The sequence below is a fragment of the Desulfovibrio aminophilus DSM 12254 genome (genome assembly GCF_000422565.1).
Lineage (GTDB): Bacteria > Desulfobacterota > Desulfovibrionia > Desulfovibrionales > Desulfovibrionaceae > Aminidesulfovibrio > Aminidesulfovibrio aminophilus.
This window is the reverse complement of sequence record NZ_AUMA01000019.1, coordinates 16,229-35,382: the sequence shown is the minus strand read 5'-3', so window position 1 is coordinate 35,382 and position 19,154 is coordinate 16,229. Positions and strand designations below refer to the sequence as shown.

30 protein-coding genes and 1 other RNA gene are annotated in these 19,154 nt (G+C 66.6%); 29 read left to right on the top strand and 2 right to left on the bottom strand.

The genetic code is table 11. The features are described 5' to 3' along the window. Window positions 1–432 precede the first annotated feature (432 nt). Window positions 433–996 (bottom strand): zinc ribbon domain-containing protein, encoded by a 564-nt coding sequence (locus H587_RS20635; protein WP_156904544.1) that lies wholly within the window; start codon window positions 994–996, stop codon window positions 433–435. 38 nt (window positions 997–1,034) lie between these two features. Further along, complete coding sequence (locus tag H587_RS19750) at window positions 1,035–1,556, bottom strand: helix-turn-helix domain-containing protein (protein ID WP_156904543.1); 522 nt, start codon at window positions 1,554–1,556, stop codon at window positions 1,035–1,037. 269 nt (window positions 1,557–1,825) lie between these two features. Between H587_RS19750 and H587_RS0112015 the strand changes: the two genes are divergently transcribed. The 29 genes from H587_RS0112015 (at window position 1,826) to H587_RS18400 (ending at window position 19,082) form a co-directional block, all read left to right on the top strand. Then, a complete protein-coding gene (locus H587_RS0112015; RefSeq protein ID WP_027176484.1) occupies window positions 1,826–2,254 on the top strand; it encodes a hypothetical protein in 429 nt (142 codons plus the stop codon). Then, the gene (locus tag H587_RS0112010) at window positions 2,251–2,529 is read left to right on the top strand and encodes a helix-turn-helix domain-containing protein (protein WP_245560882.1); all 279 of its coding nucleotides are present in this window, start codon (window positions 2,251–2,253) and stop codon (window positions 2,527–2,529) included. The genes H587_RS0112015 and H587_RS0112010 overlap by 4 nt, the downstream gene beginning before the upstream one ends. Continuing rightward, a complete protein-coding gene (locus H587_RS20630) occupies window positions 2,529–2,672 on the top strand; it encodes a hypothetical protein (RefSeq protein WP_156904542.1) in 144 nt (47 codons plus the stop codon). Before H587_RS0112010 ends, H587_RS20630 begins: the two co-directional genes overlap by 1 nt. A gap of 7 nt (window positions 2,673–2,679) precedes the next feature. Next, window positions 2,680–4,842 carry a Mu transposase C-terminal domain-containing protein gene (locus H587_RS0112000; RefSeq protein WP_027176482.1) on the top strand — a complete coding sequence of 721 codons (2,163 nt, stop codon included), beginning with the start codon at window positions 2,680–2,682 and terminating at the stop codon, window positions 4,840–4,842. Window positions 4,843–4,854: 12 nt separating this feature from the next. After that, window positions 4,855–5,580 (top strand): AAA family ATPase, encoded by a 726-nt coding sequence (locus H587_RS0111995; RefSeq protein WP_027176481.1) that lies wholly within the window; start codon window positions 4,855–4,857, stop codon window positions 5,578–5,580. Beyond that, window positions 5,580–6,170, top strand: coding sequence for a hypothetical protein (locus tag H587_RS0111990; RefSeq protein WP_027176480.1), 591 nt, complete (start codon window positions 5,580–5,582; stop codon window positions 6,168–6,170). Before H587_RS0111995 ends, H587_RS0111990 begins: the two co-directional genes overlap by 1 nt. Next, window positions 6,167–6,370, top strand: coding sequence for a hypothetical protein (locus H587_RS0111985; protein ID WP_027176479.1), 204 nt, complete (start codon window positions 6,167–6,169; stop codon window positions 6,368–6,370). The genes H587_RS0111990 and H587_RS0111985 overlap by 4 nt, the downstream gene beginning before the upstream one ends. Before the next feature lie 11 nt (window positions 6,371–6,381). Next, window positions 6,382–6,981, top strand: coding sequence for a DUF3164 family protein (locus H587_RS0111980; RefSeq protein ID WP_034609314.1), 600 nt, complete (start codon window positions 6,382–6,384; stop codon window positions 6,979–6,981). Between the two features lie 8 nt (window positions 6,982–6,989). Next, the gene (locus tag H587_RS0111975; protein WP_027176477.1) at window positions 6,990–7,394 is read left to right on the top strand and encodes a hypothetical protein; all 405 of its coding nucleotides are present in this window, start codon (window positions 6,990–6,992) and stop codon (window positions 7,392–7,394) included. Between the two features lie 36 nt (window positions 7,395–7,430). Further along, window positions 7,431–7,703: an HU family DNA-binding protein gene (locus H587_RS0111970; protein ID WP_027176476.1), complete on the top strand. Its 273-nt coding sequence runs from the start codon at window positions 7,431–7,433 to the stop codon at window positions 7,701–7,703. Further along, window positions 7,703–7,888 (top strand): hypothetical protein, encoded by a 186-nt coding sequence (locus H587_RS0111965; protein WP_027176475.1) that lies wholly within the window; start codon window positions 7,703–7,705, stop codon window positions 7,886–7,888. The genes H587_RS0111970 and H587_RS0111965 overlap by 1 nt, the downstream gene beginning before the upstream one ends. Then, window positions 7,886–7,952, top strand: an RNA gene (locus H587_RS20315) — hammerhead ribozyme type II. The genes H587_RS0111965 and H587_RS20315 overlap by 3 nt, the downstream gene beginning before the upstream one ends. Before the next feature lie 219 nt (window positions 7,953–8,171). Continuing rightward, window positions 8,172–8,546: a hypothetical protein gene (locus H587_RS0111955; RefSeq protein WP_156904541.1), complete on the top strand. Its 375-nt coding sequence runs from the start codon at window positions 8,172–8,174 to the stop codon at window positions 8,544–8,546. 2 nt (window positions 8,547–8,548) lie between these two features. Next, a complete protein-coding gene (locus tag H587_RS0111950) occupies window positions 8,549–8,893 on the top strand; it encodes a DUF4258 domain-containing protein (protein ID WP_034609313.1) in 345 nt (114 codons plus the stop codon). Then, window positions 8,893–9,339, top strand: a complete 447-nt coding sequence (locus H587_RS18415; protein WP_034609312.1) for a hypothetical protein — start codon at window positions 8,893–8,895, stop codon at window positions 9,337–9,339. The genes H587_RS0111950 and H587_RS18415 overlap by 1 nt, the downstream gene beginning before the upstream one ends. Next, complete coding sequence (locus H587_RS0111940; protein WP_027176471.1) at window positions 9,336–9,662, top strand: hypothetical protein; 327 nt, start codon at window positions 9,336–9,338, stop codon at window positions 9,660–9,662. The genes H587_RS18415 and H587_RS0111940 overlap by 4 nt, the downstream gene beginning before the upstream one ends. Before the next feature lie 19 nt (window positions 9,663–9,681). Beyond that, entirely contained in the window at window positions 9,682–10,176 is a 495-nt protein-coding gene (locus tag H587_RS0111935) for a regulatory protein GemA (RefSeq protein ID WP_245560881.1), read from the top strand. Continuing rightward, window positions 10,173–10,499 carry a hypothetical protein gene (locus tag H587_RS0111930; protein WP_027176469.1) on the top strand — a complete coding sequence of 109 codons (327 nt, stop codon included), beginning with the start codon at window positions 10,173–10,175 and terminating at the stop codon, window positions 10,497–10,499. Before H587_RS0111935 ends, H587_RS0111930 begins: the two co-directional genes overlap by 4 nt. 11 nt (window positions 10,500–10,510) lie before the next feature. After that, window positions 10,511–10,954, top strand: a complete 444-nt coding sequence (locus H587_RS0111925) for a MerR family transcriptional regulator (protein WP_051202734.1) — start codon at window positions 10,511–10,513, stop codon at window positions 10,952–10,954. Between the two features lie 159 nt (window positions 10,955–11,113). Beyond that, the gene (locus H587_RS0111920) at window positions 11,114–11,479 is read left to right on the top strand and encodes a putative holin (protein ID WP_051202732.1); all 366 of its coding nucleotides are present in this window, start codon (window positions 11,114–11,116) and stop codon (window positions 11,477–11,479) included. Window positions 11,480–11,481: 2 nt separating this feature from the next. Continuing rightward, window positions 11,482–12,195 carry a transglycosylase SLT domain-containing protein gene (locus H587_RS0111915; RefSeq protein WP_245560880.1) on the top strand — a complete coding sequence of 238 codons (714 nt, stop codon included), beginning with the start codon at window positions 11,482–11,484 and terminating at the stop codon, window positions 12,193–12,195. Then, window positions 12,192–12,809 (top strand): hypothetical protein, encoded by a 618-nt coding sequence (locus H587_RS19745; RefSeq protein ID WP_027176465.1) that lies wholly within the window; start codon window positions 12,192–12,194, stop codon window positions 12,807–12,809. The genes H587_RS0111915 and H587_RS19745 overlap by 4 nt, the downstream gene beginning before the upstream one ends. Beyond that, window positions 12,809–13,228, top strand: coding sequence for a hypothetical protein (locus tag H587_RS0111905; RefSeq protein WP_027176464.1), 420 nt, complete (start codon window positions 12,809–12,811; stop codon window positions 13,226–13,228). Before H587_RS19745 ends, H587_RS0111905 begins: the two co-directional genes overlap by 1 nt. Beyond that, entirely contained in the window at window positions 13,225–13,473 is a 249-nt protein-coding gene (locus tag H587_RS0111900; RefSeq protein ID WP_027176463.1) for a hypothetical protein, read from the top strand. Before H587_RS0111905 ends, H587_RS0111900 begins: the two co-directional genes overlap by 4 nt. Further along, window positions 13,470–14,072 carry a hypothetical protein gene (locus H587_RS0111895; RefSeq protein ID WP_027176462.1) on the top strand — a complete coding sequence of 201 codons (603 nt, stop codon included), beginning with the start codon at window positions 13,470–13,472 and terminating at the stop codon, window positions 14,070–14,072. The genes H587_RS0111900 and H587_RS0111895 overlap by 4 nt, the downstream gene beginning before the upstream one ends. After that, a complete protein-coding gene (locus H587_RS18405) occupies window positions 14,069–15,592 on the top strand; it encodes a hypothetical protein (protein WP_051202730.1) in 1,524 nt (507 codons plus the stop codon). Before H587_RS0111895 ends, H587_RS18405 begins: the two co-directional genes overlap by 4 nt. Beyond that, window positions 15,592–17,142: a DUF935 domain-containing protein gene (locus H587_RS0111885; RefSeq protein ID WP_027176461.1), complete on the top strand. Its 1,551-nt coding sequence runs from the start codon at window positions 15,592–15,594 to the stop codon at window positions 17,140–17,142. The genes H587_RS18405 and H587_RS0111885 overlap by 1 nt, the downstream gene beginning before the upstream one ends. After that, the gene (locus tag H587_RS0111880; protein WP_034609311.1) at window positions 17,126–18,367 is read left to right on the top strand and encodes a PBECR2 nuclease fold domain-containing protein; all 1,242 of its coding nucleotides are present in this window, start codon (window positions 17,126–17,128) and stop codon (window positions 18,365–18,367) included. The genes H587_RS0111885 and H587_RS0111880 overlap by 17 nt, the downstream gene beginning before the upstream one ends. Before the next feature lie 202 nt (window positions 18,368–18,569). After that, window positions 18,570–19,082 (top strand): phage virion morphogenesis protein, encoded by a 513-nt coding sequence (locus H587_RS18400; RefSeq protein WP_051202729.1) that lies wholly within the window; start codon window positions 18,570–18,572, stop codon window positions 19,080–19,082. Window positions 19,083–19,154 lie beyond the last annotated feature (72 nt).

Sequence of the window (19,154 nt, the reverse complement as noted above, 5' to 3'; positions counted from 1 at the left end):
AGGACGCCCCCCACGCGGGGGCGTGGATTGAAACTGCTCGGGCATAAACCGCCGTGATCGTGGCCGGGTGACACCCCCCACGCGGGGGCGTCAGCCTGCGTCCAGGAGCCCGCGCCGACGCGGCCCTGTATGGTCTCAAGGAAGAGGAGGTGTTTCCTCCTATGGGGGGACAGCTAACTTGAGAATGGGCTAGACACCCAGGTAGGGTCGGACAAAAGTAGGACGAATGTAGGACTGACACGGGCTGCGAGGGGAGGTTGAAGAAAATTTAGGGCACGAAATCAAGATGAGAATGTCGGGCCTACTTCGGACCAAATTTGCATCCAATTTGAGAATAGAAACCCCGCAAATTGCGCCTGATCCCGCGCAAAATCTAGGGCCTTTTTTTTACTCTTTTATTGCGCACTATCCGGCGCAAAAAACGAAATAGAATCATGGCCTAGACTTGAGGACACGGATACCGCCGGTTGGGGTTGCTTCTGCAACATGCTCCCCATTAAAATCTATATGCATATGGGTGATTTTCCCATTACTTACGCAATATTCCGTGTCGGCTATCAGTCTCATCGTATCCATCTGGCGCTGGAAATCCATCCCATACCAATTTTCACGCCAATCATACCAAGCACCGCCTCCAACGACCTCACGCGTCCCACGTTGACGCAGTATCAAAAGTATGTTTGATGCTGACTGCTTTTGTTCTGGCGTACAGACTTGGGTAACTGCCTGTTTGGAATCTAGTGCTGCGGAAATATCTTTTTGCTTTTTCTCGCCACCACCAAATATAGAATTTAGTAATATAGCTAGACACACCAAGGAAAAACAACCGATCTTAGTTTTATTTTTTCGTTTATTAACGTCTTCGCTCCCACCTGTAATTATTTTACCATCAGAGTCTTTCCTTACATAAATAGGGTTTTGCAGCCCGCAGTGCGGGCACATTTTGGCGCTCGTGCTTACTTCTTTTCCGCATTCTGGACAAGGAATAAGAGGCATTTTACCTCCATATTCTTTTGTTTTTTGCCCCACTAAAACTACATACCAGGAGGCTCCCCACCGTTACGATACTTCTGTAGGCTTTTATAGTAATTGAGGCACATTTTACGTGCTGCGTCTAATTGCATGGATAACTGTAAATTTTCTAGCTTTAACTCCCCATTTTCTTTCACTAGACGCTCAACCATGCGCCCCAAGGACAGATTTTTAAAAAAATCGTCGCGATCCTTATTATACAGCCCCATTTCTTCCGCCAGCGCTTTTCGGTCGGTCACTCCCTCAGACTCCAAATAGGTCTCGAGTTCTCGGTCAGCTTGGCTTTCCAAGTGCTCCATCTTTACGCCCGAGTCCGGGTGTTTTGGACCTTCGCCGAACAGCAGCCAGTCGACTCTAACATTATAGTGTCTGGATACAGCCATTAAAAAAGCTGCGCCAGGTAGTTGCTCCCCACGTTCGTATTGCCCGATCGCGCTCGGGCTTACATCGAGCTTGCGCGCGAAAGCAGCTTGGCTCATCCCTTGGCGGAGTTCTTTAAGTCGTGTGCCTAACGTGGTGTCCAAGTTCACTCCTCGAAGCTGGACAGATAGTTGGACAGTGTATTTATCATCTATCTCTTTTATTTTGTTATAATAAATATATTTTAAACATAAAAATAAGTTTGACACCTTTTTTATGGTTGACCATGACCATTATTTTGCCTAAACCATACTCGTGGGCGGTAGCCGAGTCCCTAGCAGGCTTGACATTACCCGCCCCACTTGCCCGGGTCAACGTCCGACCTTGAATCCAAATCGGACGTCGACCCTGAACCCGAGCGGACGGCGAGGTCATGAAACAACTCTCCCTCTTTGATGACGACGGCATGAGCCAATTGGCCGGACTCATCCCCTCCGTCCGGGCCGCGATGAACCGCGCGGCCGGGGCGGATGAAGAGGGGCGCAAGCTCCTGCTGGACCGCATCAACGCGGTGGCAGTCTCGGCCGGGGTCCGGCTCACGGCCGGGAACGTCAAGGCAATCTCGAAGGACACACTGGATAAGTGGCTCTCGCCCGGGGACCGGGATCACACCCCCTCGCTGTTGGCGGTGGTGGTCTTTTGTCTGGCCACCAAAAACTATGATCCCCTGCGGATGCTGCTCCGCGTGGTCGGCCTGGACGTGCTCACGGCCGAGGACCGCAAGCTGCGGGACTATGGCCGGGCTTGTGTCTCCGAGCGGGAGGCACGGAGGAAGAAGAAGCAATTGGAGGAATCCATATGAAGGCGAAGAGAATGCCGGGGGTGCGGCTGAAGTGCGGCCTGGCGCGGTTCAAGGTCCGGCGGCGCATCCAGGAATGCCTGGACGGGCATGGGATCAGCCAGGCCGATCTGGCCCGGGAGCTGGGCGTCTGCCATCAACTCGTGTCCGGGACCATCAACGGGAACAAGCATTCCGCCCTGGTGTTGGACCGGCTGCGGGAGCTGGGTGTGCCGGAGAAATATCTGTTCGACCCGAATCAAACGGAAGCGGCTGACACCGAAGGGAAGGTGGCGTGATGGACCAGGTCAAGATCGCGAAGATGTTGATGCACAATCCGTTTTGTGCGCCGCGCATCGTGCTTATCGACAACGGTCCGGCATTCCGGGGCGGTACGCGCCGAGAGCCCAAGCCGAAACGGAATCGAAAGGACGCCGCGTAGGTCTCCAATGTCCACCATCAAGGAATCATATAGCTCCACGGAGTTGTCAGGGCTGCTCGACCGCCCGGTGAGGGCCGTCCACAGAATGGCCACCCGTGAGTCCTGGAAGTCCCGCCCCCGCGCGGGCCGAGGCGGCGGCCGGGAGTGGCTGGTGGCGTCCATGCCCGAGGCCACGCGGCTGGCCATCCGGGTGGCCGAGCAGAAGGCCCTGGCCGAGACCTCCCCGGCCCTGGCCGTCGCGCAGCTCCCGGCGGCCCCCGGCGCGCCGGTTCCGGCCCAGGCCCTGGACGCCGCGCGCCGGGCCAAGGCGCTGGCCAAGGCGGATTTGATCCGACTGTACTTGGAATGGCAGCGACGGCACGGCGCGACCGTGGCGGCGAAGCGGGACTTTGTCGAGGCGTACCTCGCTGGTGGCTGGCCCAACCTTTTGGACGCCCTGGGCAAGGTGTCGTGGCAGTCCCTGGAGCGCTGGAAAGTGGCCCAGGAGCGCCAGGGATCAGTTCTCGTGCTGGCGGATCGGCGGGGCCTGGCGCATCGCGGGCAGTCCGTGTTGACGGACGAGCACCGCCGGGTGCTGCTGCGCACGGCGCTCAACCCCAACAGCCCTGCCATCTCCGTCGCGGTGCGCGAGGCCGGGAAGATCATGCGGGCCCAGGGCCTCTCGCCCATTCCGTCCGAGGCCACCATGCGCCGCTTCCTGGACCGCTACATCGGCGAGTGCCACCAAACCTGGGTCATGGTCCGCGAGGGAACCAAGGCCTGGAACGACAAATGCGCCTGGTCCATCCGCCGGGACTGGAGCCTCATCAACGTGGGCGACGTGCTCATCGCGGACGGCCACACGCTCAATTTCGAGTCCATCAATCCCGCCACGGGCAAGCCCTGCCGCATGACGCTGCTCATGTGGTTCGACGGGGCCAGCAACTACCCGGTGGGCTGGGAAGTCATGGCTACGGAGAACGTGCAGTGCATCGCGGCGGCGTTCCGCCGGGCCTGCATCGCCCTGGGGAAGACCCCGAAAGTGGCCTACCTGGACAACGGCAAGGCGTTCCGGGCCCGGTTCTTCTCGGGGGTCGCGGATTTCCGGCAGTGCGGCATCGCCAGTCTGCTGGAGGACACCGGGACCACGGTGGGCATGAACGGGCTCTATGACGACCTGGACATGCACGTGGTCCACGCCCAGCCGTACCACGGCCAGAGCAAGCCGGTTGAGCGGTTTTTCGGCACCCTGCATGAGCTTGAGGTCTGGTCGCCCTCGTACACCGGCAACTGCATCGACGCCAAGCCAGCGCGGATGAAACGCGGCGAGGACGTGCATCGGCGGGCCTATGCGGCGATGGGCGGCCGTCCCCTGACCCTGGAGGAGACCTACAAGGCCCTGGCGCTGTGGTTCGACGAGTACGTGCGGCGTCCCAGCCGGGCGGCTCATCTCAGGGGCCGCGCGCCCATCGACGTGTTCAGCCTGGGAGTGGGCCCCGGCGTGGATTTGGCCCGGCTGGACCTGCTCATGCTCTCCAAGGAAGTCAAGGGGATCACCAAGCACGGCGTGAGCCTGCGCGGGCGGCACTACTACCACCCCATGCTCTCCGACCGCCGCCACAAATGCGTGGTGCGCTACGACCCCCAGGAGCCCGACACCATCCTGGTCTACGACACGGACGGGAAATTCATGTGCGAGGCGCGGACCTACGGGGCCGAGCACCCGATGGCCGCCATCCTGGGCACCCCGGAACAGCAGGCCTCCCTGCAACAGAAGCTGGCCTACAAGGCCGAGCAGAAGAAGCTGGTGGCCTCGACGGCCGGGGAGATGCTCAAGCGGGTGGTCCTGCCCGAGGCGCAGCGCCGCCTGGAGACCCTGGAAGCGGTCAAGGCCGTGGAGGCCAGGCGCGCGGCCCTGCCCTCCACTCCCCAGGCTCGGCCCCTGGACGCGGCCGAGGCCGCCGCCCTGGAGCGGGTGCGCTCCGGCCAGGTGACGCCCATGCCCGTCAAGCAAGAGACCCCGCAGGAGATCGACGCGCGCTGGAAGCGACTGGATGCCCGGATCGCCTCCGGCGAGGCCGTGACCGAACAGGAAAAGCGTTGGCATCAGACCTACCCCAACACCTCGGGCTACCGAGCCATGCGGACCATGGAGCGCATCTATGGCGCGCGCGTGGCCCAGGCCAACTGACAGGGAGGAGACATGACGCAGACGATGGAACCAATGGCCCCGCTCCAGAATGTGGGAATATGTTTGACCGCCTTGGACCGGGCCATGTCCCGGCCCCGGCATCTGCCCGGCCTGGTGGTCTTCCACGGCCCGTCCGGCTGGGGCAAATCCACGGGTGCGGTGGTGGCTGCCAACGCGCACCGAGCCTACTACGTGGAGGGTCGCAGCACCTGGACGCGCAAGGCCATGCTGACGGCCATGCTCAAGGAGATGGGCATCCAACCCGGCCGGACCATCCCGGAGATGGCGGACCAGGCGGCCGAGCAGCTCGCGCTTTCGGGTCGCCCACTCATCATCGACGAGATGGATCATGTGGTGGAACGCGGTCTGGCGCAGATCGTGAAGGATATTTACGAGGCCAGCCGGGCGGCCATCATGCTCATCGGCGAGGAGGGCCTGCCCGGAAAGCTGGAGCGCTGGGAGCGGTTTCACGGCCGCATCCTGAACTGGGTGGCGGCCCAGCCCGCCAGCCTGGAGGACGCGGCCGAGCTGGCCCGTTTCTGGTGCCCGGGCGTGCGCATGGGCGCGGACCTGCTGCGGCGCATCCACGATTTGTCACAAGGGTCGGCGCGGAGGATCTGCGTCAACCTGGAACTGGCCCGGGAACGGGCCGCAGAGCTGGGCCTGGACACCGTGGACTTGGCGGCCTTGTCCGGCTTGGCCTTCTATACCGGCCGCGCCGCTCGGAGGGACATCTGATGGCGCGGCGGCCGGTGCATCTGCTCCCAGCCGGGGGCCTCGGTCCCCAAGACCGGATATGGGCGGCCTTGCGCACGGTGCGCGGGGGCACGCTTCAGGAGATCGCCGACGCGGCACGGACGCTGCGGGCCACCACGCGGGACTACCTCAACCGCCTGGCCCGGGGCGGCGTCGTCAGCCGCGACACCACGGACCGGGAGGTCCGTTACCGCCTGGAGCGGGACATGGGCGTGGAGACGCCGCGCCTGCGCAAGGACGGCGGACCGGTCACGTCGGGCCAGGGCCGCGAGGCGCTCTGGCGCACCATGCGGGTGCTCAAGGAGTTCAACGTGGACGACCTGACGGCACGAGTGCTGGCGGCCGGGATCGCCGTGGCCCAGTGCGAGGCCAGGCAGTACTGCATCTGGCTCTGCCGCGCCGGATACCTGGCCCGGATTTCCAAGCCCGGCGGGGCATCGCGCTGGCGCTGGGTGCCCTCGCGCTACACCGGGCCCCGGCCGCCCATGATCCAACGGATCAAACAACTGTATGACCCGAACCTGGGCCAGGTCGTCTGGCGCAGCGGAGACAACGGAGGCGACGACGCATGATCCACGAGAACATCAAGGGCGCGGCCCTGAAGCTGCGCGAGCTGGCCTGGGGCGTTACCCAGGAACAGTGGGAGATCATCCGCTCGGCCTGCCGAGTGCTAGACCAGGCGGCCGAGGATGCCCGGAACCTCGAAACCCGCGTGGCCTTGGCTGTGGTGGCGATCGCTGACGCCGCCGCGCCGCTGGCCATGAAGCAGTGAGGGAGGAGAACATGCCCGAAGGATACATGGAAAACGCCCAGGGACACCTGATCCCGCGCGACCAGGTGCGCGAGATCGACATGGCCCGGCACGAGCTGGTCATGGAAAAGGTCGCCAAGGTCAGGGCGATGCGCGAGGCCCTGGCCCGGCTCAAGGCCGAACTCATGGGCGACGTGGGCGCGTTCGTGGCCCTGTCGGCCGAGAAGTACGGGGCCAAGCTGGGCGGGGACAAGGGCAACGTGAGCCTGACGAGCTACGACGGCCGGTTCAAGATCGTCCGCCAGGTGGCCGAGCACATCACCTTCGACGAGCGCCTCCAGGCGGCCAAGGCCTTGGTGGACGAATGCCTGCGCGACTGGACCGAGGGGGCCCGCTCGGAGTTGCAGGCGCTCATCGACCAGGCGTTCCAGGTGGACAAGGAAGGCCGCATCAACACCGGCCGCATCCTGAACCTGCGTCGCCTGGAGATCACCGACGAACGCTGGCAGCAGGCCATGCGGGCCATCGGCGACAGCATCCAAGTGACCGGGACCAAGGCTTACGTGCGCGTGTACGAGCGCACGGCCTCGGGCCGGTATGACCCCATCCCGCTGGATATGGCGGCGGTCTAGGAGGCCACATGGACGGACAAGAATCCACCCCGGCCACCCCGGCCACGCCCCCGCGCGAGGGGCTGGTGCGCGCGCTGCGCGACGCCGAGTCCAGCACCCTCATGTTTCAGGCCCTGGTTCGGAAACTTGCGCGGTTCGTCCGCGACACCCGTGAGACCAACCTGTTGCCCGGCCACATGCGGAGCGTGGCCTTGGACCTGGAGCGTCAGGCCCAGGCGGCCGAGCAGGGCGCGCCGGTCGAGGACAACGCCCTGGCCGAGGCCCGCATCAAGCTCACGCAGTTGACCAACCTGACGCGGCGGCAGGCGAAATTCCTGGAGTCCTTGCGGGTCTCGCGGCTGATCCCCGTGCACATGCGCGGCGAGGCCACGGACATGCGCCGGGAAGCCACGCGGCTGACGAAAACCCAATAACCCACGGCGCAAGCCGGAAAACCGAAGGAGAAGACCATGACCAAGGCAGAACTGGTGTCCCAGGTGAGCAAGGCGGCGAACGTGCCGGGCACGACGGTGGAACTGGTCCTGGACAACCTGGGCCGCGTGGCCGCCGCCGAACTCGTGGCCGGGGGCGAGGTGCCCCTTCCCGGCCTGGGCAAGCTCAAGGCCGTGCGGCGCGCGGCCCGCGAGGGCCGCAACCCGCGCACGGGGGCGACCATCCAGGTGCCCGCCAAAACGGCGGTGAAGTTCAGCATGACCAAGGTGCTCAAGGAAGCGGTCGCCTGATGGCCAAGGTGACTGTCACCTTCCAGGACAACGAGGATGGCGGGGCCGTCGATGTGCGCGTCGTTTTTGATCCGCCGGTCCAGCGCGAGGACGAGGGCACGCTCGCGCAACAGATGGCCGTCGTCACGGTCATGGGCATCAATGACACGTTCGGCGAGGACACGGCGATCACGTTCGCCAAATAGCGAAACCGCCCCGCATGGGGCGGTCGTCCGGGCGTGGCGGCCCGGGCCTGATGAGCAGCCGAGGGAGAGCGTAGATGGCGATACAGTACAAAGAGTGCCCACATGGGTATCCGGACCCCCATCATTGCCCGGACTGCCTGGAGCGAGAGATTGGGGCCGGGAACAAGGACCGGAATATCCTCATCGAGGGCCTCCGCGAAGTGATCCTCTGCGCTGTGCGAGGAGACCTGTTCGGCGCGCAAAGTGCGGCGGAAAAAGCGTTGGTGCTTGTCGGGGTAGAGCCATGACCACGCGCCGAGAACAAGCACAAGCGCGGAAGATGCTGGTGCGCATCAGTGATCGTCTGGAGCACTGCGAGACCAAGAAGGAACGCGCGGCGCTGCGTCGGGAATTTCGTGCCGCCGCCAAGGTCGCGGGCATTGATCTGCCTGCGGAACGCCGGAAGTACCGTGTGGAGTACAAGGCCCGCTGCAAGGCGGCGGCGCTGGCTCTCCCCAAGGAGAAGCGCCAGGAGGTGCTGGACGCGATTCGTCGCGGCGGCAATTCCGTCCAGGGAATTTGCGACGCCTGTGGCGTGTCGCTGGATGCCTTTTTCGGTGTCTTCAATCTCAATTCCAAGGTGCACACCTACCGGACTTTGAACGAGGAAACGGTGTAGTCATGACCACCCGCCACTGCCCTATCCACGACGAGCGGCGCGGAGCTGACATGCTGCCCCTGACCGCACACGCAGCCAGCCGCATGGAGGAGCGCGGCGTCACGGTGCCCATGCTGGCCGCCGTGGTGTTCTCCGGGAAGGTGGAGCAGGGCTTGGAGCCCGGCACGGTGTGCCTGTCCCTGTGCGGGCTGCGCGTGGTGGCCAGCAGGGACACCCACACCGTGATCACGGTCCTGTACCCGCGCCCCCCGAAGGCCAGGCTCAACCCCAAGCGCCGGGCCCGGATGCCCGGACAGATGCGGCGGCGCATCGAACGAGAAGAACGCCACGCCGGAAGGTGTTGGTGATGGCCGAGCGCCGCAAGGTTTGGAAGTCGGTTTGCGTCTGGTACGGCGCAAAACTGACCCTGAAATTTGAAATGTTCCCGTCCGAGCAGTGGCCGGACGGTGCGCGAGGCCGCTACCGCGTGCGCCTCGACCGGCGCTGGCTGGATGCGGCCGACGGCGGGCGCCTGTACCTGGACGCGGCCGGGATCGGCGCGCTCCTGGCCGAGCGCCTTGGCGGCCCGAAGCTGGCCGAAGAGGCGGCCCCGGACCTGCGGCCCGGGCAGCCGGTGCGGGTGCTCAACGGCCGCACGGCCGAGGGCGTGGGCCCGCTGTTTGATCTGACCCGCGTGGCGGGCGAGCCCATTCGGGGGTTCGACGGGCGCTGGTATGTGGCCGTGGTCCTCATGGGCCGGGGCCTGGTCCATGTCCCGGCCAGCGATGTGCAGACCACGAAGGAGCGAGGATGAGCAACCCCAAGCTGATGATCGACTATCTCGGATGCCAGCAGGCCATGTGCCCGTCGTGCCCGTATCTCCAGGTCTGCCCGCTTCACGACCGCATTGAGGCTTTGTCGTGGCTGGCCGAGGTCTACGAGGCTCTGTGGTGGCACATGATCCGGTGGAACAAGATCGTCTCGGCTTGCCGCGACATCGCGGAAAGGTTCCCTGGGGGCGAAGTCGCCTGGGGGCGACGGGAGGCCGGTATGCGCCGACGGTGGCAGGACGCCAATTACGAGCTGCGCCGCTCCCGTGTCCACGCGATCCTCTCGGTTGATGGCGAACCCGATTAATTTTGCAGGAGAGATGAGAATGAAGACCGCTCCCCGCATGACGCCCGGTCAGAGACGCGGGCTCTATGCCAAGGTCCACCTGGGACGCAAGCAGATCGGCCTGGACGACGAGACCTGGCGCGATCTGCTGATGGCCAAGTACGGCAAGTCCAGCTCGGCCGACCTCACGGGCGTGGAGCTGATCAAGTTGGTGGACCACCTGGCGGCCCAGGGCGCGCAGTTCACTTCGCGTACCGAGCCACGGAACAAGCCGGGCTACCAGGCCAAGGCGGCCTCCAGGCGTTCGGACTGGTATGAAATCCCAGATGGCCCGCGCGCCCAGGTGAAGCGGTACATCGCGGCCATGTGGCGCGAGCTGGGCTACGACATGACGTCCCTGGACACGCGGGTGCGCCGGGAGTTCGGGGTCGAGGCCCTGCGCTGGCTGGCCCGGGAACAGGACATCCGCCGCCTGGTCATGGACCTGGAGAAGCGGGTGGAGGCCAAGCGCCGCTCCGCCGGGGCCGCCGTGTGAGCGAGCCGGAGGACATCGCGGCACTGCGCCGCGAGATCGTGGGCAAGTACCGCACCGTACATCGGTTCTGCCGAGCCATGCGCGGGGTGGTCAACCGGGCCACGGTCTACATGATTCTGGCGGGGACATACGGCGGGGACGTGGCCCGCCAGTCCGCGCGAATCCGCGAGGCCCTGGAGGGGCGCTCCGGGCCGGAGGCCAAGATGTTCGAGGCGATCAAGCGGACGGCGTGCTCCCGGTGCTCAGTGCGCGGGGATTGCCGCCGCTGCGACGATCTTTTCCGGGCCCAGGCCCGGGCGGCGTTGGAGGTTGTTTTATCGTAAGGGGGTGCGCCATGTCGCAGGTCCAAGATGTTCTGGATGTACTGGCCCAGGGGTACACGCCTTACCGTGGCGAGGTGGCCGGGGCGGTCTATGACGAACTGCGCTGCTCCCGACCGACGGCGGCCAGCTGGTTCACCAAGGGCACGCGCTTTCTCTGCCTGGGGTGCCGCCGCAGATGCAGCCGCGTCGGCGGCGCGGGGTTCCAACTTGTTTTGCCGGGCACGGGCAGGAGGTTCACGGTGGCCATTGCGAACCTCCCTGCGGTCCCGGCGGAGGAATTGGTGCGTCTCAAGGCCTGGCTGCGGGTCGATGAGGCCGCGTGGTGCCTGGGCGTCAGCGCCCGCCGCATCTATGAGCTGGTCGACGGGGGGGTGCTGGACAGGCACCCGGACAAGCCCCTCCGGGTCTCCTCGGCCTCCGTGCGCGAGGAGATGTGCAAGACGAGCTGGCAGTGATTCCTTGCATAGTTCGCGCCCCTTCCGGCAATCGCCGCCTCTCTAGATTATCCATAGGGCCTACCACATCCGCCACGCCCATGCGTGCGCCCCGACCGAGTCCCCGGGCGAGAGCCGCCCGAGCCCGGGGGCTCACCGGGCGGCGGGAAGGAGGCCCTCATGTCCATCCAGTCCCCGCGCACCTTCCGCGAACGTCACCGCCACGCCCTGCTGCTGGCGGCGACCACCGCGCTGCTGCTGGCCCTGGGGCACATCGCGCCGGAACAGATGCCGGTGATCCTGTACAAACTGGCCCTGCCCGCCCTAGGCGGGCTGGTCTTCTACCACCTGGACCGCTGGTTCTGGCCCTACGCCCAGCCGGACAGCTACCTCGACGAGGATTGGCTGCGCTCCGGGGGGGACGGGGCCGCAGGCGAGCCCGACTATCCCATCGCGGCGGGCTGCGTTCCCGCCTTCGTCGGGGCCTGCGCGCGCCAGGCGGTCATGGTGGCCGTGGGCGCGCTGAGCCTGGCCCTGGGGTTGTGATCATGCGCTACTGCACGCTCAGGGAAGAACACGACGTCTGCGCGGCTATGCAGCGGCCGACGCTGGGCGCACCGCAACTCAACGATTCCAGTCTTTCCTCTTGGATCGCCCTGGCCATCACCCTGGCCGTGGCCCTGATCATCCTGGCCGCCCTGGCCCTCCCGGCGGACGCCGCCTCCATCCCGCGCGAAGCCCAGCGCTACCGCTCGGTGCTCATCCGTTCGGCTCGTCTCGAATTGGGTCTGGCCGCGCCGGTGGCCACCCTGGCCGCCCAACTCCACACCGAGTCGCGCTGGGACGAGTCCGCCCGGTCGCCGGTCGGGGCCCAGGGCCTCGCGCAGTTCATGCCCGCGACCCGGGAGTGGATGGGCGAGATCCGGCCGGACCTGGGCCGGGCCGACGCTTGGTCCCCGGGCTGGGCCCTGCGGGCGCTTTGCGCCTACGACGCCTGGCTTCTGGCGCGGATCACGGCCGCGTCCGAGCGCGACCGCTGGCAGATGACCCTGGCCAGCTACAACGGGGGGCTGGGCTGGATCTATAAAGACCAGCGCCTGGCGCGCTCCCGGGGCCTGGACCCGGGCCGCTGGGACGGCCACGTGGCCGAGGTCAACGCGGGCCGCAGTCGTGCGGCCTGGACCGAAAACCGTGGCTATCCGCGCCGCATCGCCGGGCGCGAACCCTTGTACGCGGCCTGGGGCCGGGGGGTGCTGAAATGATCGGACTCGACGCACTGACCAAGATGCCCAAGGCCCTGCTGGCCCTTGCCGTGCTTCTGGCCCTGCTGGCCGCCGCCGGATGCGGGGCCTGGCTGGGCCACTCCTACGCCACGGCCAAGGGGGATGCGGCCCTGGCCACGCTCAAGGGCGACCACGCCGACGAACTGGCCGACCGCTGGTCCCTGGTGGCCGCCGCCGAACGCGAGGCCCGGGAGCGGTATCAGACCCGGGCCGAGACCGCCGACCGGCTGGCCAGCGACCTGGCCCAGGCCAAGCGCCGCCACGCCGCAGAATCCAGAAACCTCAAACAGGAGATCGACGCCTATGCGCGCGCTGCTGCTGGTCATGTGTTTGATCCTGGCTTTGTCCGCCTGCTCAATCAGGCGCTCCGCGCCTCCGGCCCCGGTGGTCGCGCCGTGCCCGGCGAACCCGGTGCCGCAGGAGCTGCTCCTGCGGCCGGAACCGCCGATCCCCTTGACCCGCGACTCCTGGAGGGAGTGACCGAGGCGGACCTGCTGGCCAACGCGGACGCCAACGGCCAGCGATGCGCGGACATCGCCAGCCAGCTCAACTCCCTGATCGACCTCATCGAAGCCTGGAAGGAGGCGCGGTAGTGGACCCCAGCCAGATCACGCGACTCATCGACTCCCTGGAAGTCGTCGCGAACGTGCTCCAGAAGATCGGCCCCGGAGGCGTGGTGCTCCTGGTGCTGGCCGGTCCAGCCCTGGTGGTGATCGCCATCATGTTCATCGAATTTTTGCGGGGCCGGATGATCAACAGCATGGTCGAGATGCTGCGGGCGGAAAACCGCACGACACTCGCCGCCTATCAGCGGGACACCCAGAAACTGCTGCGGGAATTGGGCGGGAACCAGAGCGCGACCGACCAGTACTACAGGGACAACGTCGAACTGGTGAAGCAGTACAACCGCCACGCCGACGGGCTTGTCGACGTGATCACCAGCAACACCCGCGCCCTAGAACAGCTGGGCACCATCATCAAGACCCGAATCGGGATCGGAGGATGCGAATGAGCGAACGCACGGTGAATCTCGGCAAGCGCGTGGAATTGCGGCAGCAGCGAATGCGCCTGGCCAACGAGGCCGCCGCCCTGCGGCAGCAGATCCGTATGGCCCTGCCTGTGGACGAGGACGTGGCCGGGATTGATTCCGATACTATCCTGTCCGGGGCCATCAGCCTGGACCAGGTGCTGGCCGAACTGCGCGGCCTGGACAAGCGCCTGGCCGTGCTGGACCGTGAACTGGGGGACGCCCGGTGAACGGCCGCCGCGAACACCCGCCGGAGACCGTGTTCGCCGCGCAGGAACTGTACTGCGTGGACCGGCTCACGTTCGACCAGGTGGCCAAGCGCCTGGGCGTGGCCGCCTCCACGCTCAAGCGTTGGGCCGAGACCTACGGCTGGAAGGGCAAGCGTGAGGAGATCGCCAAGGCCGAGGCCGACATCCGCGCGGACACTGTGCTGGCCCGATCCCAGATGCTCAAGGCCCTCATCGAGACGCGCGACCCGCAGACCGGATTCGCCGTGGCCGGGTTGGAGTCCTTGGCGCTCAAGCAGGCCGAGGCCGCGCGCCTTGGCAGGCAACTTGAGAACGCGGCCGTCCCGCGTCAGTTGCGCGAGATCAAGACCGAGGCCGACGCGGTGGCCGCCCTCGAGGAGGCCCTGGCCATCCGCATGTCGCAGATGTTGTCCGATCCGTCGCTTGTGGATTTGAAGACTGTCCGCGAATTGCGCCAGGCCGTGGAAATGGTGCGTGGCATGCGGGCCGAGGCGCTCACCCCCACAGGCGCGAGGAAAAAGGGGGTATCGCTTGAGGCTACCGAGGCTGTGCGCCGCAAAATCCTGGGGGTGAAGGGATGACTGGACAGTTCAGGACCAGGGAGACCAGCCCGGCGGAGGAGACGTTCGTGCTGCTGCCCTACCAGCAGCGCTGGGTCGCCGACAAGAGCCAGGTCAAGATCTGCGAGAAGTCCCGCCGCATAGGCCTGACCTGGGCCGAGGCGGCCGACGACGTGCTCACGGCCGCAACCGAGGGCCGCGACGGCATGGACGTGCTCTACCTCGGGTACAACCGCGAGATGACGCGGGAGTATATCGGCACCTGCGGGGACTGGGCCCGGCAGTTCAACCAGGTTTGCTCCGAGGTCCAGGAGTTTCTGTTCGAGGAAGACGACCCGGCTGGTGACAAGAGCATCCTGGCCTTCCGCATCAAGTTCGCCAGCGGGCATGAGATCGTGGCCCTGTCCTCCTCGCCCACCAACCTGCGCGGGCGCCAGGGCCGGGTGGTCATCGACGAGGCCGCGTTCCACAAGGACTTGGGGGCCGTGCTCAAGAGCGCCCTGGCCCTGCTCATGTGGGGCGGCCAGGTCGTGGTTCTGTCGACCCACGACGGCGAGGAAAACGAATTCAACCAGCTCTGCGAGGAAGTCCGCGCCGGGCGCAAACCGTACAGCCTGCACCGGATCACCTTTGACGAGGCTCTGGACGACGGCCTGTTCCGCCGCATCTGTCTGGTGCGGGGGACGACATGGGCGCCCGAGGGCGAGGAGGCTTGGCGCAAGGACATCCGCGCCTACTACGGGGACGACGCGGAGGAGGAGCTGGATTGCGTGCCCGCCAGGGGCGGCGGGGCCTACCTGCTGCGCACCGTGGTGGAGGCCGCCATGCGGCCCGTGCCCGTGCTGCGCTGGGCCCCGCCCAGCCGCGACTTCGTGGACTGGCCGGACGCGGCGCGTCAAAGCGAGGTGGCCGACTGGTGCAAGGAGCATCTGCTGCCCGTGCTGTCCAGTCTGCCCGACGACCGGCCCTGCTGGCTCGGTGAAGACTTCGGCCGCACCCTGGACCTGTCCGTGCAGTGGCCGCTCCAGGAGATGCAGGATCTCACCCTCTCCACGCCGTTCCTGGTGGAACTGCGCGACTGCCCGTTCACCCAGCAGGAACAGATATTCAACTATATCTGCGACCGTCTGCCGCGCTTTTCCGGGGCGTCCCTGGACGCCCGGGGCAACGGCGCGTACCTGGCCGAGCGCGCGCGGCAACGGTACGGCGAGAAGATGATCGACCAGGTCCAGGCCACGGAGAACTGGAACCTGGAGAACTGGCCGGTGGTCAAGGCGGACCTGGAGGACGGCACGTTGCTGCTGCCCAGGGACGCGGACGTGGCCGATGACCTGCGCGCCGTGCGCAAGGTCAAGGGCGTCCCCAAGATCCCGGACGCCAGGGCCAAGGCCGGGGACGGCGGCAAACGTCACGGCGACGCGGCCTCGGCGCTCGTGCAGGCGCGGCACGCCGCCCGGATGTTCCCCGCCTCGGAGCGGGCCGAGATCAAGACCGTCGGCCGTGGGCGCTGGGGCTCCCAGGGCCGCAGGGAGGCATACTGATGCTGTTCGACCAGTTCGGCAGGCCCATCACTCCGGCCGAAGTCCGGCGTCCCGAGCGGCGCGAGATCGCCTCGGTGGAGGTGCGCGACCGGTGGAGCACCTATCCAACCTCGGGCATGACTCCCGCCAGGCTGGCCAGCATCCTCAAGGCGGCCGACGCCGGGGATGTGAGCCGCCAGGCCGAGATGTTCGAGGAGATGGAGGAGAAGGACGCGCACCTGGCGTCGCAGTTCCAGATCCGCAAGCTGGCCGTGCAAGGGCTGGAGTACGAGATCATCCCTGCCGGTCAGGACGCGGCGTCCCAGCGCGTGGCCGACTTCTGCCGCGCCGCCCTGGAAGGGCTGACCGACTGGGACGAGCACGTCCTGGATCTCCTGGACGCCCTGGCCAAGGGGTACTCCATGATGGAGATCCTCTGGGACGTGTCCTCCGGCCAGGCCGGAATCCGCGCGCTCCGCTGGGTGCATCCCAAGAAGGTGACGTTCGTCGACAGCCTGACGCCCCGGGTGCTCACCGAGGCGGACCGGGCACGGGGCGAGGATCCGCCGCCCTTCAAGTTCGTGTACCACAGGTACAAGGCGCGCTCGGGCTACGACACCCGGGCCGGGATCATGCGCGTCTGCGCCTGGATGTACCTGTTCAAGAACTTCAGCGTGAAGGACTGGGTAGGGTTTTCGGAGGTCTACGGTCAGCCGCTGCGCCTCGGCAAATACAGTCCCAACGCCAGCGAGGCGGACAAGGACGCCCTGCTGACCGCAGTCAGGGCCATCGGCACCGACGCCGCCGGGATCATCTCCAGGAACACGGAGATCGAGTTCGTGGAGGCCCAGAAGTACGGCTCGCTCAACGTCTACGAGACCCTGGCGCGCTTTTGCGACGCCCAGATGAGCAAGGCGGTCCTGGGCCAGACCTTGACCAGCGAGGCCGGGGGGCAGAACGGCGAGGGGTCGCGGGCGCTGGGCGAGGTGCATGCCGAGGTGCGCGAGGATCTCAAGATCGCGGACTGCAAGGCCCTGTCCAAGACCATCACCCAGCAGTTGCTTCGGCCGTTGGTGGGGTTCAACTTCGGCTGGGACGCACCGGTCCCGAAATTCCGAATCCAGGCCGAACCCGCCGAGGATCTCGCGACCGTGGCGACCGTGTACAGGGCCCTGGCCGACATGGGCGTGGACATCTCCCAGGAGCACGTGGCCGAGCGATTCCGGGTGCCGCTGCGGGCCCAGGACGAAACCCCGCTGCGCCCCGCGCTGTCGGCCGCGCCCATGCGGCGGGAGCCGCCCCGCGCCGCACGTCCGGCCCCCCAGGCCGACGACCCCACCGGAGCGCCCACGGTCGCCGCCATCACGGATCGGCTCCTGGAGTCCGGCGCGACGGACGGCATGGTCGAGCGCATCCAGGATCTGCTGGCCGAGGCGACCTCGTTGGAGGACTTCCGCGACCGCCTGCTGGGGCTGTACGCCGGGCTCGAGCTGGACCAGCTGACCCAGGTGCTGCAGGAAGCCCTGGCCCTGGCCGAGATGGCTGGACGGTTCGATGGCGGCCAGCGCTGAATACTCTTCGCTGCCCTTCGATGAGGCGATCCGGTACTTCCGGGACAAGGTGGATCTCCCGACCCAGGCCTGGACCGACCTGTGGGAGGGCATGCACACCCGGGCCTTCACCGTGGCCGGGGCGGTCAAGGACGGGTTGCTCTGCGACCTGCGCCGGGCCGTGGACAAAGCCATCTCCGAAGGAACCACCCTGGAGTCCTTCCGCAAGGACTTCGACGCCCTGGTGGAGCGCCACGGCTGGGCGCACAAGGGAGGGCGGGCCTGGCGCTCCAAGGTCATCTACGAGGCCAACGTGTCCACGGCCTACTCCGCCGGGCACTACAAGCGCATGACCGACCCGACCGTGCGCGCAGCCATGCCCTACTGGCGCTACGTGCGGTCCAGCTCCGAACACCCCCGGCCCGAGCACCTGGCCTGGGTCAACGTCATCCTGCGCTGGGACGATCCCTGGTGGGACGAGCACTACCCGCCCAACGGCTGGGGCTGCAAATGCGGCGTGGTGGCCATGACCCCGCGCCAGGTCGACCGGCTGCAGGCCGAGGAGGCGGGCGGCGCGTTCCCCGTGCGGCGCGAGGCCCCGGCAGCCGCGCACCGGAATTGGGTCAACCCGGCCTCGGGCGAGGAGACTCGCGTGCCCAGGGGGGTGGATCCCGGCTGGGGGTACAACCCGGGCCGCGCGGCCTGGGGCAAGCCGTTGTCGCGGGAGGTCATGGATTCTTGGCGGGCGCAGGGAGGGTCGGCTTGGGAGCGGCTGACCGGGGGGAATTGGGAGTCCGCCGGGCGGCCCGAGCGGCTTCCGGCGCGTGATCCCCGCGCGCACCTCGGCCCACGGCTCACGTCCCAGGCCGAGATGCACGACGCGCTGCGGGCCATCCTCGGTGGCGAGGAGCGAGCCTATTCCTGGGGCGGGGGCAGCGTGCTGGCCAACGCCGAGACTTTGTCGCGGCATATGCCGCCCGCCAGATCCCAATATCTGCCCCTGCTGCCGGAACTGCTGGAGGATCCCGAAGAAGTCTGGCTCGCGTTCGAGCGCCACCGGGGGACGGGGATGGTCGTCCTGCGCCAGCGGCTCATCAGGGTCGTGCGGGTCGAACCTGACCGCACATTGCTGGCCGTGGCCCAGGCGCGCAAGGGCCTCATGGAGGCCTGGACCATGATACCGCTGACCAAGGACAAGGCCTATCTCCAAGCCCAGCGGTCCGGCATGCTGTTGCATTCAAAATGAGAAAGGCCGGTTTCCCGGCCTCTCATGGGGTTCGACTCTCCCCCGCGCGGGGAGCGCGCCCGGCACCGGTCGCGGGGAGCGCGGCCCTCGCGGTGCAAGGCGCTTCTAATATACGCCCGTCTTTTTTTGAGTCAAGCCCGAAAGTTTGCATAGTTCGCGCAGCTTCCGGCAATCCCGTGCGGGACCAGCTACACCTGTCCGCATGGCTGGCGCATCCCTCACCTGGACGGACGACGAGGTCCAAGCCGAGCTGACCGGCGTGGCCGGGCGCATGGCCGACCTGACCCCGGCGATGCGGGCCACGGGCGAGCTGCTGCGGACGTCCGTGATCCGCAACTTCGAGGTGGGCGGCAGGCCCCAGCGCTGGGCACCGCTCAAGCCCTCGACCCTGGCGCGCCGCCGGTCCTCCGGCGGCCCCCTGGTGGTCCGGGGCATGGGCGGCGGACTCATGGGCTCGATCACGGCCCAGGCCTCGGCCGCCTCCGCGATTGTGGGCACCAACAAGGTCCACGCGGCGGTCCACCAATTCGGCGCGGCCAAGGGCCAGTTCGGCAGCGTGACCAGCATCACGCCCGGGAAATACGGCCGCACGCGGACCATGACCGTCCCGTGGGGCACCATCCCGGCCCGGCCCTTCATGGTCGTCCAGGAGGAAGACGAAACCGACATCCGGGAGATCATCCGGGAATTCGTCGTGGCCGGGTCGGCCGGGTGAGTCCGGGTGGTTCTGCGCCGCAGGGGCGTGGACCTAGTTCAAAACCAGTCCAAAACGCGCGTGAAGGGCATG